The sequence below is a fragment of the Serratia sp. K1WW1 genome (genome assembly GCF_055790865.1).
The window spans coordinates 4,852,174-4,867,224 of the sequence record NZ_CM147697.1 but is presented as its reverse complement, the minus strand read 5'-3'; the positions used below and the strand labels follow the sequence as shown (position 1 = coordinate 4,867,224).

12 protein-coding genes are annotated in these 15,051 nt (G+C 57.5%); 5 read left to right on the top strand and 7 right to left on the bottom strand.

Going from position 1 to position 15,051, the window contains the following annotated elements; translation table 11 throughout:
• The first annotated feature begins 137 nt into the window (after positions 1-137).
• The 3 genes from ACX9GU_RS22010 to ACX9GU_RS22000 are packed head-to-tail and all read left to right on the top strand — an operon-like array spanning position 138 to position 3,037.
• Complete coding sequence (locus tag ACX9GU_RS22010; protein WP_473192910.1) at positions 138-311, top strand: hypothetical protein; 174 nt, start codon at positions 138-140, stop codon at positions 309-311.
• Positions 301-1,707 (top strand): two-component system sensor histidine kinase ZraS, encoded by a 1,407-nt coding sequence (gene zraS, locus ACX9GU_RS22005; protein ID WP_473192909.1) that lies wholly within the window; start codon positions 301-303, stop codon positions 1,705-1,707. The genes ACX9GU_RS22010 and zraS overlap by 11 nt, the downstream gene beginning before the upstream one ends.
• Positions 1,694-3,037 (top strand): sigma 54-interacting transcriptional regulator, encoded by a 1,344-nt coding sequence (locus ACX9GU_RS22000; RefSeq protein WP_473192908.1) that lies wholly within the window; start codon positions 1,694-1,696, stop codon positions 3,035-3,037. Before zraS ends, ACX9GU_RS22000 begins: the two co-directional genes overlap by 14 nt.
• 246 nt (positions 3,038-3,283) lie before the next feature.
• Here ACX9GU_RS22000 and ACX9GU_RS21995 read toward each other — a convergent pair whose 3' ends face one another.
• The 4 genes from ACX9GU_RS21995 to ACX9GU_RS21980 all read right to left on the bottom strand — a co-directional run bounded on the left by ACX9GU_RS21995 (position 3,284) and on the right by ACX9GU_RS21980 (position 8,307).
• A complete protein-coding gene (locus ACX9GU_RS21995; protein WP_473192907.1) occupies positions 3,284-4,615 on the bottom strand; it encodes a c-type cytochrome in 1,332 nt (443 codons plus the stop codon).
• A 6-nt stretch (positions 4,616-4,621) separates the two neighbouring features.
• Entirely contained in the window at positions 4,622-6,898 is a 2,277-nt protein-coding gene (locus ACX9GU_RS21990; protein ID WP_473192906.1) for a xanthine dehydrogenase family protein molybdopterin-binding subunit, read from the bottom strand.
• The gene (locus ACX9GU_RS21985) at positions 6,895-7,368 is read right to left on the bottom strand and encodes a (2Fe-2S)-binding protein (protein ID WP_473192905.1); all 474 of its coding nucleotides are present in this window, start codon (positions 7,366-7,368) and stop codon (positions 6,895-6,897) included. The genes ACX9GU_RS21990 and ACX9GU_RS21985 overlap by 4 nt, the downstream gene beginning before the upstream one ends.
• Positions 7,369-7,569: 201 nt before the next feature.
• On the bottom strand, positions 7,570-8,307 hold the full coding sequence (locus ACX9GU_RS21980) for a carbonic anhydrase (protein ID WP_473192904.1): 738 nt from the start codon (positions 8,305-8,307) through the stop codon (positions 7,570-7,572).
• A 265-nt stretch (positions 8,308-8,572) separates the two neighbouring features.
• Between ACX9GU_RS21980 and mltB the strand changes: the two genes are divergently transcribed.
• Both mltB and dinQ read left to right on the top strand, forming a co-directional pair.
• Positions 8,573-9,652, top strand: a complete 1,080-nt coding sequence (gene mltB, locus ACX9GU_RS21975) for a lytic murein transglycosylase B (protein ID WP_418354724.1) — start codon at positions 8,573-8,575, stop codon at positions 9,650-9,652.
• A 372-nt stretch (positions 9,653-10,024) separates the two neighbouring features.
• A complete protein-coding gene (gene dinQ / locus ACX9GU_RS21970) occupies positions 10,025-10,108 on the top strand; it encodes a damage-inducible type I toxin DinQ (protein WP_363135933.1) in 84 nt (27 codons plus the stop codon).
• A 57-nt stretch (positions 10,109-10,165) separates the two neighbouring features.
• Here dinQ and ACX9GU_RS21965 read toward each other — a convergent pair whose 3' ends face one another.
• From ACX9GU_RS21965 to ACX9GU_RS21955, 3 genes are read right to left on the bottom strand one after another with little or no spacing between them, the layout of a single operon-like run.
• Positions 10,166-11,335 carry an HlyD family type I secretion periplasmic adaptor subunit gene (locus ACX9GU_RS21965; RefSeq protein WP_473192903.1) on the bottom strand — a complete coding sequence of 390 codons (1,170 nt, stop codon included), beginning with the start codon at positions 11,333-11,335 and terminating at the stop codon, positions 10,166-10,168.
• Between the two features lie 10 nt (positions 11,336-11,345).
• Positions 11,346-13,484, bottom strand: coding sequence for a type I secretion system permease/ATPase (locus ACX9GU_RS21960; protein WP_179248832.1), 2,139 nt, complete (start codon positions 13,482-13,484; stop codon positions 11,346-11,348).
• 26 nt (positions 13,485-13,510) lie between these two features.
• Positions 13,511-14,908, bottom strand: coding sequence for a TolC family outer membrane protein (locus ACX9GU_RS21955; RefSeq protein WP_258557417.1), 1,398 nt, complete (start codon positions 14,906-14,908; stop codon positions 13,511-13,513).
• Positions 14,909-15,051: the final 143 nt, after the last annotated feature.

The following is a 15,051-nucleotide window of genomic DNA, read 5'->3' as shown; positions in this document are numbered from 1 at the left end:
TTTAGGGTTCATGGATTCCATTTCTTTAATTGCAACCGCCGTGCCAGCTTCAGGCTGGCATGGGAATTGTATGGATCCAGGATCGCCGTTAGAGCTTGGCTATCTCAGCCAACGGGCGCCAGCCAAGGAACTCCAGCATGCAGCGCGTTAAGTTTATGACAGTAATAAAAATAACTGAGGGTGGAGGATGGCCGTTTGCTGGTCGCAATCCAGGGATAAAGTGGGTTATTTTTACTCGCCATACTGTTAGTGTGGGTAATAATTACCCGCATGCTGGCGTGCCGGTTGCAGAGGAAGCCAATGGAATTTAAAACCAAATCGACGCTCTTACCTGCCTGGATAGCGATCGCCGCGGTCGCGTTACTGCTTGGCATTATCATCACGCTGGCCATTAAAGACCTGCAGCGTGGGCGTGAGGTGGAGATCCAAACGCTACGAGAAAAAAGCGCGGTGTTGATGAGCTCGTTTGAATCCGGTGCTCGTACCGGTATGGGCATGCGCTGGCGTCACGATCAGCGTCAAACGTTGCTGGAGGAGATGGCCTATCAGCCGAACGTGCTGTACATCGCCATTACCGATCGCTCTGGCCGTATCCTGGCGCACAGCGATCCGCAACGCGTTGGTCAGCAGTTGTATAGCCCGCAACAGATGGCTGAGCTGAAGGTCTCCAGCGATGCACAGTGGCATATGACGGCCTTTGATGAGCCGCAGGCTCAGCAGCAGAATGCTTTCGAAGCCTACCGCTGGTTTAAGCCGCTCAAGCGCGACAGTGGCCATTCCGGCCATATGATGAACCGATCGCGTATGCAGGAGGCTGCCGAGCCTCAGGATGATGAGCAGGCCGTTATTTTTGCGGCGTTAGACACCGTCGCGCTGGATGCCGCCCAGGCAAAGGATATGCGCAACACCTCCATTTTGCTCTCCATCCTGCTGTTGCTGGCGTTAGCCAGTTTGTTTATCTTTCGCGATATGCGGAAAATTCGCCAACTGCAAGCGGAGGTCCGCCGCAAAGAAAAGCTGGCGGCTATCGGCGATTTAGCGGCTGGCGTGGCCCATGAGATCCGCAACCCGCTTTCCTCCATCAAAGGCTTCGCCAAGTATTTTGCCGACCGCTCGCCTGCGGGTAGCGAACAGCATGAACTGGCCAAGGTGATGGCGAAAGAGGTCGATCGCCTCAATCGAGTGATCACCGAGTTGCTGGCGCTGGTACGCCCTGCCGATCTTCGTTTTCAGCGGGTGGCGATTAACGAGGTGATCAAACATTCGCTGCACCTGATCCGTCAGGATGCTGAGAGTAACAATATCGCCCTCCGTTCCCGTTGTGATGAAGCTTTGCCGCTGGTGGAGATCGACCCCGATCGCCTCACTCAGGTGTTGTTGAATCTGTATCTCAATGCCATCCAGGCGATTGGCTCGGATGGCGTACTCGAGGTTGACGTTGAAGCGACCAAGGATGGGGCGATGCGCATTACCGTCAGCGACTCGGGGGCTGGTATCCCACCTGACGACCTGGGAAAAATCTTTAACCCTTACTTCACCACCAAGGCGGCGGGCACCGGCCTGGGGCTGACCATGGTGCAGAAAGTGATCGAGGAGCACCAGGGGACGATCGCCGTTACCCGTGGCCAACCTACGGGCACCCGCTTTGCAATGGTGATCCCGCTCAGGCACAACAATCAACAAGGGGAGGTTCATGCAGACATCTAACGCACATATTTTGCTGGTTGAGGACGATCTCAGCCACTGCACCATCCTCCAGGCGCTGATAAACGGCTGGGGTTACCGGGTCAGCGTGGCGCATAACGGCCGACAAGCGTTGGAACAGGTCAGGACACAGCCGTTCGATCTGATCCTCAGCGACGTGCGGATGGCGGAAATGGACGGCATCGCGGCGCTAAAGGCCATCAAAAGCTATAACCCGGCGATCCCGATCCTGATCATGACCGCCTACTCCAACGTGGAGTCAGCCGTAGAAGCGATAAAAGCGGGGGCTTATGACTATCTGACCAAGCCTCTCGATTTCGATACGTTGCAGCTCACGCTGGCACGCGCGCTGGAGCATACCTCGTTAAAGAGCGAGAACCAGGATCTGAAGCAGCGTTTGCGGTTCGATCAGCAAAATTTTATTGGCCGCAGTGAGCCGATGCGCAAGCTGCTGGAAATGATCGCCATGATCGCCCCTTCCGAAGCGACGGTGTTGATCAGCGGTGAATCCGGCACCGGCAAGGAGCTGATAGCCCGGGCCGTACACGCCAACAGCCTGCGCAAGGAGCGGCCATTGGTGAGCATCAACTGCGCGGCCTTGAGCGAATCTCTGCTGGAGTCGGAGCTGTTCGGCCATGAGAAAGGGGCATTTACCGGTGCCGATAAACGCCGGGAAGGGCGATTTATGGAGGCCGATCAGGGCACGCTGTTCCTGGACGAGATTGGCGAAGTCTCGCCGTTGATGCAGGCGAAATTACTGCGGGCGATCCAGGAGCGGGAGATCCAGCGGGTGGGCAGTAATCAGACCCTGTCGGTGGATGTACGCCTGATCGCAGCGACTAACCGGGATCTGTTGGCAGACGTGGAGGCTGGCAGGTTCCGCCAGGATCTCTACTATCGGCTGAACGTGGTGACGGTGGACAGCCCGCCGCTGAGGGCGCGCAGCGAAGACATTCCCCTGTTGGCGATGCACTTTCTGGCCAAATTTGCCGAGCGTAACCGTAAGCCGGTCAAGGGATTCACCCCGTTGGCAATGGATTTGTTGCTGAAATACCCCTGGCCGGGAAACGTGCGTGAGCTGGAAAACAGCGTTGAGCGCGGGGTGATCCTGCTGAGTGGGGACTTTATCAGTGAAAAAGAGCTGCCGCTGAGTATCAGCCAGTGTGTTGATGTGCAGCCGGATCGCCAATGTGGCCAAGCGATCCAGCCGTTGGAGCAGGTAGAGAAACAGGCGATTTTGGCGGCGCTGGAACAAACTGCCGGTAACAAGACCGAGGCGGCCAAACGGCTCGGCATTACCCGTAAAACGCTGTTGGCCAAGTTACAGAAGTAGCTTCTGGACCCCTCACCCTAACCCTCTCCCACAGGGAGAGGGGACAGATCGAGCCATCACTGAAGTACAGTAATTTGTCTTTATATTAATTAGTTACAGAATTATTTTGCACCCTGCCACACGCTCCGTTCAGCTCCCTCTCCCTGTGGGAGTGAACAGAGTGAGGGTTGTGGTCGATCTCCGGCTGACCATTGATTATCCAACAGGTGTTACAGATCGCCTCCCAAACCTAACCATAACGCCGTACTAGCTCCCTCTCCCTGTGGGAGAGGGTTGGGGTGAGGGGTCAGTCTCCGCCCGCAGTTCAGCCACTCGCTGCTGCACATCAGGCCACGGTTTCTGCTTGGTAAAGTCCTGCCGTAGATACTGCAGCAGCGCAGCGATTTGCTCGTCGTTGAGGTTATAGCGGAACGCAGGCATATAGCCTAACTCGCCTTTGGCCGGATGCTGGATACCGGAAAGCACCACGCGGATGGCATTATCCGGGCTGCTGCTATACAGGTTGCTGTTCAGGGCCAGGGAAGGGCGTACGCCCTGCATCTGCGCGCCTTTCTCCTGAGAGTGGCAAGCCATACAGGCACCGGAGAAAATCCGTGCTCCCTGCGAAGACAGTGGCTCTACCGTTTGCTCTGCCAACCGGTTGATCTCTGCGGCCTTACCCGGGAGGCTTTCATCCTGAGGATGGAAAGAGCGTAAATAGGTGGCAATCGCCTGCAAATCCTCTGGCGGCAACTGAGAAAGACCTTCCTCGATCACCGGTGCCATCGGCCCAGCAGCCACACCGTGGTTAGCGGAGTAGCCGGTTTGCATAAAGGTCAGCAGATCCTGCTGGCTCCAGGCCAGCGGTAACTGAGGGGTGGCGGTCAGGGCCGGAGCGGTCCAGCCCTCTGCGACACCACCGCTCAAATGTTTGCTGCCCCCTTGCTCCCCAAACAGGAAGTTTCGTGGCGAATGGCAGGCGCTGCAATGGCCCAGCCCCTCCGTCAGATAGGCCCCCCGGTTCCACTCTTTACTCTGGCTGGCGTCTGGCTGCATGGCTCCAGGCGTCAGATAGAGCCAGTTCCAGGTCACGATCCCCTGACGGATATTGAACGGGAAATGTAATGAGGTTTTCGGTGGCTGGTAGTGTACCGCTGGCTGCGTCATCAGGTAGGCGTACAGTGCCTTGAGATCTTCGTCGCTGGTGCGAGTAAATGCGGTATAAGGGAAAGCCGGGTAGAGGTAATTCCCCCGGCGATCGACCCCGTGGCGCATGGCGCGCTCAAAGGCGGGATAGGACCATCCGCCAATCCCCGTTTTCAGGTCAGGCGTAATATTGCTGGTATAGATGGTACCGAACGGGATCTCCATCGCCAGCCCGCCGGTATTGCGTTCGCCACCGGGGCGCGTGTGGCAAACCGCGCAATCGCCTAGTGCGGCCAGGCGCTCACCTTTTTCAATCTGCGCCTGGCTGAAAGTATGGGTATCCAGGCGATCGATTTGCACCATTTCTGGCTGCCAGGTGGCAATCGCCCCCACGGCGACGATGATGGCAACGGCCAGCGCGCCCAGCCCGGCGATTTTCTTTATCTTGTGCATAATGTGTTACCCGTTTGCATGGCTGGAAGAGGTGGCAGTAGCTAAAGCCTTCAGGATCCGTTCCGGGGTGAAGGGGACTTCGCGCAGCCTGACGCCCAGCGCATCAAATAACGCATTGGCGATGGCGGCAGCGCTCGGTACGGAAGCGGATTCACCGGCCCCCATCGGTGGCTCATGCGGGTTATCCAGCAGTTGGATATCCACCTCTGGCAGTTCGTCAAACCGCAGCAAGGGGTAACCGCCCCAATCCAGTGAGGTCACTCCGCTGCTGTCAAAGGTGGCAAACTCTTTCAGGACCCGGCTGGCAGACTGGATGATGTTGCCATGCACCTGATGGCGCACCCCGGCCGGATTGACGATTTGCCCGCAGTCGTGGGCAACGTAGATCTTGTTCAGTGTGATCTGCCCGTTGCGGCGATTAACGCTGAGATCGCAGACCCAGGCCGCCCAGGCGGCACCAAACCCGGGGAATTTGCTGTGGAAGTAACGGGCATAGGCGAAACCTCGGCCAGTGACCACCTCTTGATCCTCGGCCACCGGATTACGGTGGGCTGGCCCATCCTGCCAGTTGGCCTGTTTTTTCAGCGCGTGGATCAACGTAATGGCGCGCGGATCGGTTAAATATTGCAGCCGATAGGCGATCGGATCCTGTTTGGCGAGGTAGGCCAACTCGTCGATCCAACTTTCATGGGCAAACACGTTCGGCAGCGCCGACACGCCACGCATCCAGGAAGCCCGCACGATGGGGGCCGCATCTTCCGCAATCACCCGCATATGCGGATATTCATACTGCGGCACGGCGGTACGGTCACCCATTTGCTGCACATCTGCCCGATTGGCAACCTTGCCGGTTAATACCAGTGGCAGGGTGACGGCGTTGTTGGAGGGATAGCTGGTTCTCAGCTCGTAGGCGGCGACCTGATGATTGGCATCCAACCCACCACGTACGCGGATCAATTGCCCGGTACCTTTTGGCTCCCAACCCGCTTCCTGCTCACGCATCAACTGCACCCGTACCGGCTTGCCGGTGGCATGTGACAGTAAGGCCGCATCTGCCGAAACGTCGTCGGCGCAGTTACGACCATAGCAGCCGGAAGCTTCCATGCGGTTGATATGCACCTGCTCCGGCTCACGGCCAAGCAATTTGGCAATGTCTTTGCGCAGGTCGTGGGGGTTTTGCGTACCAGACCAGATTTCCACCTGATGCGCGTTTACCTCGGCCACTGCGCAGGAAGGGCCGATAGAGGCATGCAGGTGATAAGGCCAGACGTAGTCGGCATTGACCTGGGTTGCGACTGCGGCAAGGGCGTCGGTGGTGCCAGGATCGTCGCGCAGAATTCGCTCAGCTTTCGGTATGGCTTCCAGCGTAGCGTGCAGCTTATCCAAAGACAGATCCGGTAATCCGGCCCAGGGCTGCCATTGCACCTTTAGTTGGCGCATGGCTGCGATCGCCTGTTCCTCACGCTCGGCGACGATGCCGATAAAGTCATTGATGACCACCAGTTTGACAATACCGGGCAGGTGGGCAATGGATCCCCGATCGACGGAAATCATCGCTTTTCCCAATGGCGCGCTGCTGTCTGCTCCGGCATAAGGCGGACGTACCACCCGGCCATGTAACATGCCTGGTAGGCGCATATCGTGCACATAGGTCAGTTGGCCGCGAACCTTGGCCGGAATATCGACGCGCGCCACCGGTTTGCCCACATACTGGCCGCTTTGCGGGCTTTTCAGCACCACATTGCTGTCCAGCGGCAGATGCAGATCCTGCCCACGCGCCAGTTCGGCGTAGCTCAGGCGGGCTGAGGGGGCATCTGGAGCAAACACGAAGCCATTGGCGGTTGTCAGCTGTGTGGCCGGGCGCTTGAAGACAATAGCGGCCAGTTCCACCAGCAATTGCCGCACCTGCGCAGCCGCCTGACGCAGGGGAACCGAGGTTACCTGAATGGTGGCGCTGGCGATGGTTGGGCCTTGATCGGGCGTGCGATTAGTATCGCCCAGGATCAGCGTGACATCGTCGAAAGCCACGTCCAGTTCATCGGCGACAATCTGCGCCAGTGAGGTGCGTATGCCGGTGCCGAGATCGACGTGGCCGTTAAACGCGGTCACTTTGCCATCGGCACTGAGGGCAATAAAGCTGCTGATACGGTCCAGGGGGATCGCTTTACCTGTGGTGGCAGGGCTGCCCGCCAGCGCGTTGAAGTTGAAGGGTAACAGGCTGCTGACCATCACTACGCCACCCGCCTGCAGCAGGCGGCGACGGGTTATTTGCATCTCCATCATTGGGCACCGCGCTCGGCCAGAAGCCGCTTGGCCTGTTGCGCCGCAGCCAGAATTTCCAGATGGGTACCGCAACGGCACAGGTTGAAGGCTAATTCGTTTTTGATCTGTTGCTCGCTGGCTTGGGGATCGCGTTCAAACAGCGCCACCAGCGTCATAATCATGCCGTTGGTGCAGTAGCCACACTGTGCGGCCTGTTCGTCGATAAAGCCCTGTTGCACCGGATGTAAATGGCCTTCCTGGCTTAGCCCTTCCAGCGTGGTGATTGCTTTGCCCTGGGCAGCAGACAGCGGGGTGGAACAAGAGCGGGCCGCAACGCCGTCGATCAGTACGGTACAGGCACCGCATTCACCCAGGCCACAGCCATATTTGGGGCCGTTGAGTTGTAGATCGTTGCGTAGGACATACAGCAGGGGAGTCTCTGGTGGGATATTGCTCAGTGCGACCAAACGGCCATTAACCTTAATTTCCATGTAAAACCCTATCCTTGATGAGTTTAATTTTTTGTGAATTCTATGTTGATGGCTGGGGGCTTGTTTGATCAAAAGAGGGATTTTTAATAATTAGCAGAATAATTATTGAAACAAGATGTGATGTAATGCATTGATACTCAAGAAGAGTTATAAGCAGCGGCGAGCCAATGCCCACCGCTGTTGTGAGGGGTTACCTAAGGGTTAAGCGAGAAACTCAACCTTGCCGCCGTCCAGATGGTACATGCTGCCAACAATCTTGATTTTTCCTTCCTCTTCCAGCTTTTTCAGCACCGGGCTGTTTTTGCGGATATCGGCGATGGTCAGCTCGACGTTGGTTTTGGCAACGGCATCGACAAATTCATAGTTGCTACCGCTGCGCTCGCCTTTAAATTCGGTCTTGTCGATGGCCGGTTTGATCTTGTTGAGCAGCCCGGTCAGGTTACCCAGCTCGACATTTTCGATGGCTCCTTTTACCGCACCGCAGGCGGTATGCCCCATTACCAGCACCACTTTGGCTCCGGCAGCGGCGCAGGCAAACTCCATGCTGCCCAGAATGTCGTCATTCTGGATATTACCGGCAACGCGCGCGTTAAAGGTTTCACCAATGCCGACGTCAAACAGGAGCTCCGCCGGGGCGCGTGAGTCAATGCAGCTTAAAATGACTGCTGCCGGGAACTGCCCCTGAGCGCTGGCCTGCTTCTGGGCAACATAGTCATGCTGCTGCATTTTGCCTTCCCGAAAGCGCATATTGCCTTGTTTAAAGCTGGCGATGATGTCGTCCGGCGTCATTTTATCACGCTGTTCTTTGGTCATCGCGGCGGCAAAGGCCACCGTTGGGGCGGTGAAACCGGCAATGCCGGTCATGGCTAATACTGAAAGGGCTGCGGTACGTTTTAGCAGGGCACGGCGTGGTGGTTCTTGCTCGGGGAGCTTACTCATATACGTTTTTCCTCGTGTGCTGTTTGGAGAGAAAACTCGTTGATTACGCCAGTTCCCAGGGGCAATGAAACAACCTGGCGTAGTGGCGTTGAACGGGTATCGCCTTGATAAAGGTAAGCACTAGTAAGTGTATATCTGTCCTTGCTTTTCAGCTGGATATTTTGTGAACAAAATGAGGCCGCCGGGGACCAGATTCCTGTTTGTTCGCGCCAGACAATGGCTTAACATAGTGACAACTTTTTTGCCTGGCCTATATGGATATCCGATGCGTCATCTGGTTACGCTTTTCCCCCTGATCCCTTTGCTGGCTGCCTGTAGCAGTGAGCCTAAACCTACCGAGCAATTGGCCCCCCCAGATAGCCTGGTGCAGAGTGGCTTTGTGCTTGAACCGGAGCATGCCATTCATCCGCTGGGCGGCGACTTTGCCAATAATCCGGCAACGGCGCGCTTTATCGACAAGATGGTGCAGGAGCACGGCTTTGAGCGCCAGCAGTTGCATGACGTACTGGCCCAGGCCAAACAGCTGGACTGGGTGGTGGCTCTGATGGATAAGCAGGCACCCGCAGGTAAGCCAGCGACGTCGCCAAACGGCGCCTGGATCCGCTATCGCAACAAGTTCCTGACGCCGGACAACGTGCAGAACGGGGTGGTGTTCTGGAATAAATATGAGGCGGATCTCCAGCGCGCCTACCAGGTTTACGGTGTACCGCCAGAAATTATCGTGGGCATTATCGGGGTGGAAACCCGTTGGGGCCGGGTGATGGGCAAAACGCGCATTATCGATGCGTTGGCGACGCTGTCGTTTAACTACCCACGCCGTGCCGAGTACTTTAGCGGTGAGTTGGCTACCTTCCTGCTGATGGCGCGTGCCGAAGGTGACGATCCGCTTTCCCTGCGCGGCTCCTACGCCGGTGCGATGGGCTATGGCCAGTTTATGCCTTCGTCGTTCAAGAGCTATGCGGTTGACTTCAACGGCGACGGCCATATCAACCTGTGGGATCCGGTGGATGCCATCGGCAGCGTAGCCAACTACTTCAAAGCTCATGGCTGGACGCGTGGGGCAACGGTGGCGGTGCCAGCTAATGGCCAGGCTCCTGGTTTAGAGACCGGTTTTAAAACCAATTATTCGGTCGCTACGCTGGCTGCGGCTGGGTTGACGCCGCAAGGCTCATTGGAAGGTAATCAGCAGGTCAGCCTGCTGCGCCTGGATATGGGCAACCGTTATCAATATTGGTACGGCCTGCCAAACTTCTACGCCATCACCCGCTATAACCACAGCGTGCATTATTCGATGGCGGTGTGGCAGTTGGGTGAAGCGGTGGGCAGGGCTCGGCGCGGGCAGTGAGTTTTTCTGATTTTTGAGCGAGTTTCAGGCGTAAAAAAACCCGATGGTGAATCGGGTTTTTTTACTTTCCGGCCTGAGTTGGTGGCTCTAACCGGAGTGAAACAGCCAATATCTAACTCGATCAGTATACGCAGGATTTGATTGATTTTCAAACTACCGCGTAGCGGATATAATCAGAGGGTTAGCTCTGTTTGCTGTTGAACTCTGGTATGCGAGGGAACGTATTCAAGTCCTGGCTAGAGTTACGGGTGGTGCCGGTTCTGGTGCTCTAGCCGGAGTGAAGCAGCCAATATCTAACAATGAAGGGCAACTCCTATAACAGGCAATGTAAGGGCAAGTAGGGGGCTCTCACTCCTTTTTAAGGAGTAACGGATGAAAACTTTCATTGATAAAGTTCTCATCGTTCTGAAAGCGCTGGTTGCGCTGTTGGAACTGATCCGCAGATTCATCGACTGATGAAGGTGGAAACGTAAATAAGGCCAGGGAGGCTAACCACTCTCTGGCCCTTAATAATTACCGTTCCCGCAGTGACTCTTTCACCTTGTTCAGCGGCTTGATCAGGTAATCCAGCACGCTTTTCTGCCCGGTCTTGATCTCCACGCTGGCCACCATCCCCGGCACGATCGGGAACTTCTTACCCGCCTTATTCATCAGCTCCGCCTGCTTGGTACGCACGTAAACCCGGTAGTAATACTGGTCACGTTTGACCTCGTCCTGAATGGTATCCGGGGAAACGTTCTCCACCTCGCCATTCAGGTTGCCGTAGATCGACGAATCATAGGCGGTTACCTTGACGGTGGCGGGCAGGCCAGGGCGGATATAGGCGATATCCCGTGGGTTGATGCGGGTTTCGATCAGCAACTGATCTTCCAACGGCACAATCTCCATCAGCTTGCCGCCTGGCTGCAACACGCCGCCCACGGTGGTCACCTGAATATCCTTCACGATCCCACGCACTGGCGAGACCATGGTGGCGCGATCCAACTGATCTTCCTTACCGTTCACCAGCTCTAACTGGGCGTCGAGGTCGGCGTTGTTTTTTACCTGCTCCTCACGCGCCCGCACGGCATACTGGTTATTTGCTTCGTCAATCTTGCCGCGCAGTTCGCTGACCTGCCGCCGCAGACGGATGACTTCAACCTGGCCGGCAGCTCCTTTGGCGACTAGCGGTTCGGTCATGCGTAACTCTTGCTGGACCAACTGCATCGACTGTTGCAGGTTGCTGACGGTCTCATCGCGGTTGCGCTTGCGGGACTCATACAGCTGGCGTTCACGGGCCACCAGACTTGGCTCCTTCAAGGTATCGGCGCTGAACTGAAGTGGCTCGCCGGTCAGCTCGGAACGCAGGCGTTCAGCGGAGGCGCGCAGGGTGCGTACACGGGAAAAGGCCTCGCCATAGTTGGACTGGAAGCGTTTCACATCCAACTGCGCCAGTTTCTGGCCCTTGTTGACGATATCCCCTTCGTGCACATACAGGTGATCGATAATCCCACCGTCCAGGCTCTCAATCAGCTGCGCCCGGCTTAAGGGCGTGACCTTGCCGGTGCCGACGGTGACCTCATCGAGCAGGGCAAAATAGGCCCAGACCACAAACAGGATCATCCCCAACAGCGTCAACCAAAGTACCGAGGAATGCCGCCGCCCCTGGCGTGCCAGATCGTCTTGCATGGTGATATTGCTCATTGCCTGCTCCTCATGCTACGCCCTGTTCTTTATTGATCGGCTTATTGGCTGCCTGCAGGATCTGATCCTTTGGCCCATCGGCCACCACGCGACCGTTATCCAGCACCACAATGCGATCCACCAGCTTCAACAGCGCTGGCCGATGGGTGACCAGTACCAGCGTGCGGCCGCTGAGCCAGCCGTGCATCTGGCGGATCACGTATTCTTCCAGCTGTTCATCCATGGAGGCGGTAGGTTCATCCAGCAGCACGATTTGCGGGTTGCGCAGGATCATACGGCTCAACAGCACCATCTGGCGCTGGCCGCCGGACAGGCCGCGGCCTCCTTCATGAATAATGCGATCCAGGCTGGCGGCATCTTGTTGCACCAGGCTCAGTGCCCCCGAGATCCGCAGCGCCTGGAGCATTTCCGATTCGGTAGCATGGGGGTGGCCGAGCATCAGGTTCTGGCGCAGGCTGCCGAAGAACAGCCGCGACTCCTGCGAGAGAAAGCCCAGTTGGCGGCGCACATCGCTGGGATCGATATGGCTGATGTCGACCCCGTCGATGATCACCTTGCCCCGGGTGGCGCTGGCCTGGCCGGAAAGCAGCTTCAGCAGCGTCGATTTCCCCGCGCCGACCTTGCCGAGGATCGCTACCCGTTCACCGGGTTTGATCTCCAGATTATTGACGGTGATCGAGTTATCCCCTTTCTCCACGTCGTAGCTGTATTGCAGATTGCGCAGTTGGAAATGGCCGCTGAGCACCGGACAGTGGGCCATCTTGCCCTCTTCCGGTTTATCGAGCGGTTTCTTCAACAGATCGTCAAGGCCGGTCATGGCGGTTTTGGCGTGCTGCCAGCGTGAGAACACCATGGTCAACTGCATCAGCGGGGCGATGGTGCGTGAGGAAAGCAGGCTACAGGCCACCATGGTACCGGTAGTGATATCGCCGGCGAGCACCAGATAGCTGCCAAACACCAGCATCCCGGCATAGGTCAACTGCTGCACCGTTGAGGCCCAACCGCTGAGCCGCGCGCCCCACAGCCGCTGCTGCATACCGATGTTGGCACTGACCGCGTGGGTCTGCTCCCATTGGCGCTGGAAGTAGGGCTCGGCTTGCAGTGCCTTGATATCCTCAACCCCTTCGATCGACTCAACCAGCACCGCGTTGCGCAGAGCGCTTTCCCGCATGCCTTCCTTCGCCAGTTTGGCCATCGGCCATTGCAGCAAGATGCCAGGAATGACGATCAGCGGGATCGCCAGCATCGGGATAAACACCAGCGGGCCGCCTACCAGCGCCATAATGGCCAGGAACAGCAGCACGAACGGCATATCCGCCGCCGCACCCACGGTGGTGGAGGTCAGCAATTCCCGTACCTGATCGATCTCCCGCAGCTGCGAGATAAACGAGCCGGTCGATTTTGGCCGCGCTTCGTTTTTGATCGCCAGGGCGCGGGCAAACAGCATGCCGGAGATCTTCAGGTCGATTTTCTTACCCATCAGATCGGAGATCACGGTGCGCGACAGGCGGATGGCATACTCCAGCGCCGCCGCGATCAGCACCCCAAAGAACAGCACCCACAAGGTGGAGTAAGACTGGGCCGGAATAACCCGGTCATAGACCTGCATCGAAAACAGAATACCGGCCAGTGCCAGTACGTTGCTGATGATCGATGCCAGCGAGATCTCGCCGATTTGCCGTTTGGCCCCGCGAAAATGTTGCCAGAACCAGTGTTTGCGATAGGGCTGCACGAAGTCGTCGATGCGCGCATCCTGCCCGCGCTTCGCCGCTCCCAGCAGCACAATGGTGCCTTGCCCTTTCAGCAGCAGCTCCACCAGTTCGGCCTCTCGTTGCACGTCGCCGCTGTCGTTGAGCCAATACAGCGCCTTGCCCTCGCTATCGAGGGATTCGATCACCATCAGGCCGCCGTCGTCGATCTCGATCAGCGCGGGCAGGATCTCGTTGCGCCAGCGGACTTTCTCCCGTGGCTGCAAGCTGACGCTAAGCCCCATCAGGTGGCCCAGGCGTTCCAGGCGGCGCGGAGCTGGCAGTTGTTCATACCAGCGCATTTGCTGGCGGACGGATTTGATATCGACAGCCAGACCGTAGCCGTTGGCCGCTCGGGCCATGGCTGCGATCCAGGCTTCGAGTGAAGCAGGTTGTGACATAAGCGCTCCTGGCAAAATCATTCAGACTACAGCGACGGTAAGCTGTCGCCACTGGCTCGTTGGCGCTCGATACCCAACATATCCAATAAGTTGTCGACCGCGGAGGCGTAGCGCACCGCCGCGTCCCATCCGTCGTACAGGGCGATGACGCGTGAGCTTTCTGCCTGTAGCACGTCTTGTTCCACGCTGAGCAGGTCGTTCAGGCTGCGCTTGCTGAGCTTGTACTCGTCCTGGTAGACGCTGCGGGTGTAGTCCGCACTGCTCAACTGCTGTGCTCCGGCCAGCTCTCGCTGCTGCGCACCGATCAGGTCCGCATAGGCGGTGGAGGCTTTCTGGTTCATATCCAGCTTGGCGGCCTCGACCTGAGCCTGTGCCGCCTGGCGATCGCCCTCGGCGGCATCGACCTTGGCATTGACCGCGCCGCCCTGATAGATCGGTGCCTGCACTACGAGCTGCAGCTGATCGTTCCAATAGGATTGGGCATCGTTGCCATCGCTCTCATAGCGGGTGCGGCCTGCCTGAACCGAGATGGTAGGCCAGTGCTGGGCTTCGGCCTGGCGGATGCGCTGGGTCGCGGCTTCCTGCTTGGCCTGGGCGCTGAGCACCGCATTGCTTTTTTGATAGGGCAGCGACTTGAGGGTGATTTTCTGTTGCAACAGTTGCTGCGGCAGGTCGGGCAATTTATCCGGCACGACGCCGGTCAGTACGGAAAGCTGCGCCAGGGCCGAACGGTGTTGGGCGCGATACTGTTCCAGCGTGGCGTTCATCCCGGCGATGCGGGTTTGTGCCTGTAACACGTCGGATTGTGAACTAAGGCCAGCATTGGCCCGCAGCTCGGCAATTTCCTTGACCCGGTTCAGTGACACCAGGTTGCGCTCTGCCGCTGTGCCCAAGTCCTGATAGCGCTTGACCTGTAGGTAAGCCTGCAGCGTTTGTTGGCCCACCTCGGTCATGGTTTGGTACAGCGTGTAGCGATAGGCGTCGGAGAGGTTATTTTGTTCCTCAATGCTGCCGCTGGTTTTGCCGAAGTCATACAGCAACTGGTTCAGGGTCACGCCTGCCGAGGCGTTGTTGTTCAAGGTGCCAGAGGAGTCGGTCTGGCTGGATTTGCCAAAATTGCTGTTGAGGGCAATTTGCGGGAACCAGGCGCTTTGTGCCAGCGCCAGGTCGGCTTTACCCACGTTAATCTGCGCCGAAGCCTGGGCGATCTGCGGGTTACGAGCAAAGGCTCGCAGGATCGCATCCTGTAACGTCAGCGTCATTACCGAACGTTCTGTCGGCGCAGCTTGCCAGTTAAATTCGACCTGCGGTGCGGCGAGAGTCTGACCTGTCAGCCCGCCTAATCCGCCCAAAAACAGTCCGATTGTGGCCGCACGCCGTAGCGTGAGCCGAGTTCCATCCATGCCATAAAGGTGTCTTTTCATTATCGCTACCACATCTATGCCGATAACTGCGCTGGGTTGCCGTTTCGGCTTTGTTATTGTGACGATCGTTAATTTCGGCGGCCCGTCTCCCGAACGGAACCGCCGCACTGCCTTGGCCTGAACCCTGTCATTCCCATGCCACT

Bases quoted from the DNA above. Each gene is read 5' to 3' on its own strand.
- ACX9GU_RS21955 (WP_258557417.1), bottom strand. From the start codon at position 14,908: ATGAAAAGACACCTTTATGGCATGGATGGAACTCGGCTCACGCTACGG.
- ACX9GU_RS22000 (WP_473192908.1), top strand. From the start codon at position 1,694: ATGCAGACATCTAACGCACATATTTTGCTGGTTGAGGACGATCTCAGC.
- ACX9GU_RS21980 (WP_473192904.1), bottom strand. From the start codon at position 8,307: ATGAGTAAGCTCCCCGAGCAAGAACCACCACGCCGTGCCCTGCTAAAA.
- zraS (WP_473192909.1), top strand. From the start codon at position 301: ATGGAATTTAAAACCAAATCGACGCTCTTACCTGCCTGGATAGCGATC.
- mltB (WP_418354724.1), top strand. From the start codon at position 8,573: ATGCGTCATCTGGTTACGCTTTTCCCCCTGATCCCTTTGCTGGCTGCC.
- ACX9GU_RS21960 (WP_179248832.1), bottom strand. From the start codon at position 13,484: ATGTCACAACCTGCTTCACTCGAAGCCTGGATCGCAGCCATGGCCCGA.
- ACX9GU_RS22010 (WP_473192910.1), top strand. From the start codon at position 138: ATGCAGCGCGTTAAGTTTATGACAGTAATAAAAATAACTGAGGGTGGA.
- dinQ (WP_363135933.1), top strand. From the start codon at position 10,025: ATGAAAACTTTCATTGATAAAGTTCTCATCGTTCTGAAAGCGCTGGTT.
- ACX9GU_RS21985 (WP_473192905.1), bottom strand. From the start codon at position 7,368: ATGGAAATTAAGGTTAATGGCCGTTTGGTCGCACTGAGCAATATCCCA.
- ACX9GU_RS21965 (WP_473192903.1), bottom strand. From the start codon at position 11,335: ATGAGCAATATCACCATGCAAGACGATCTGGCACGCCAGGGGCGGCGG.
- ACX9GU_RS21990 (WP_473192906.1), bottom strand. From the start codon at position 6,898: ATGATGGAGATGCAAATAACCCGTCGCCGCCTGCTGCAGGCGGGTGGC.
- ACX9GU_RS21995 (WP_473192907.1), bottom strand. From the start codon at position 4,615: ATGCACAAGATAAAGAAAATCGCCGGGCTGGGCGCGCTGGCCGTTGCC.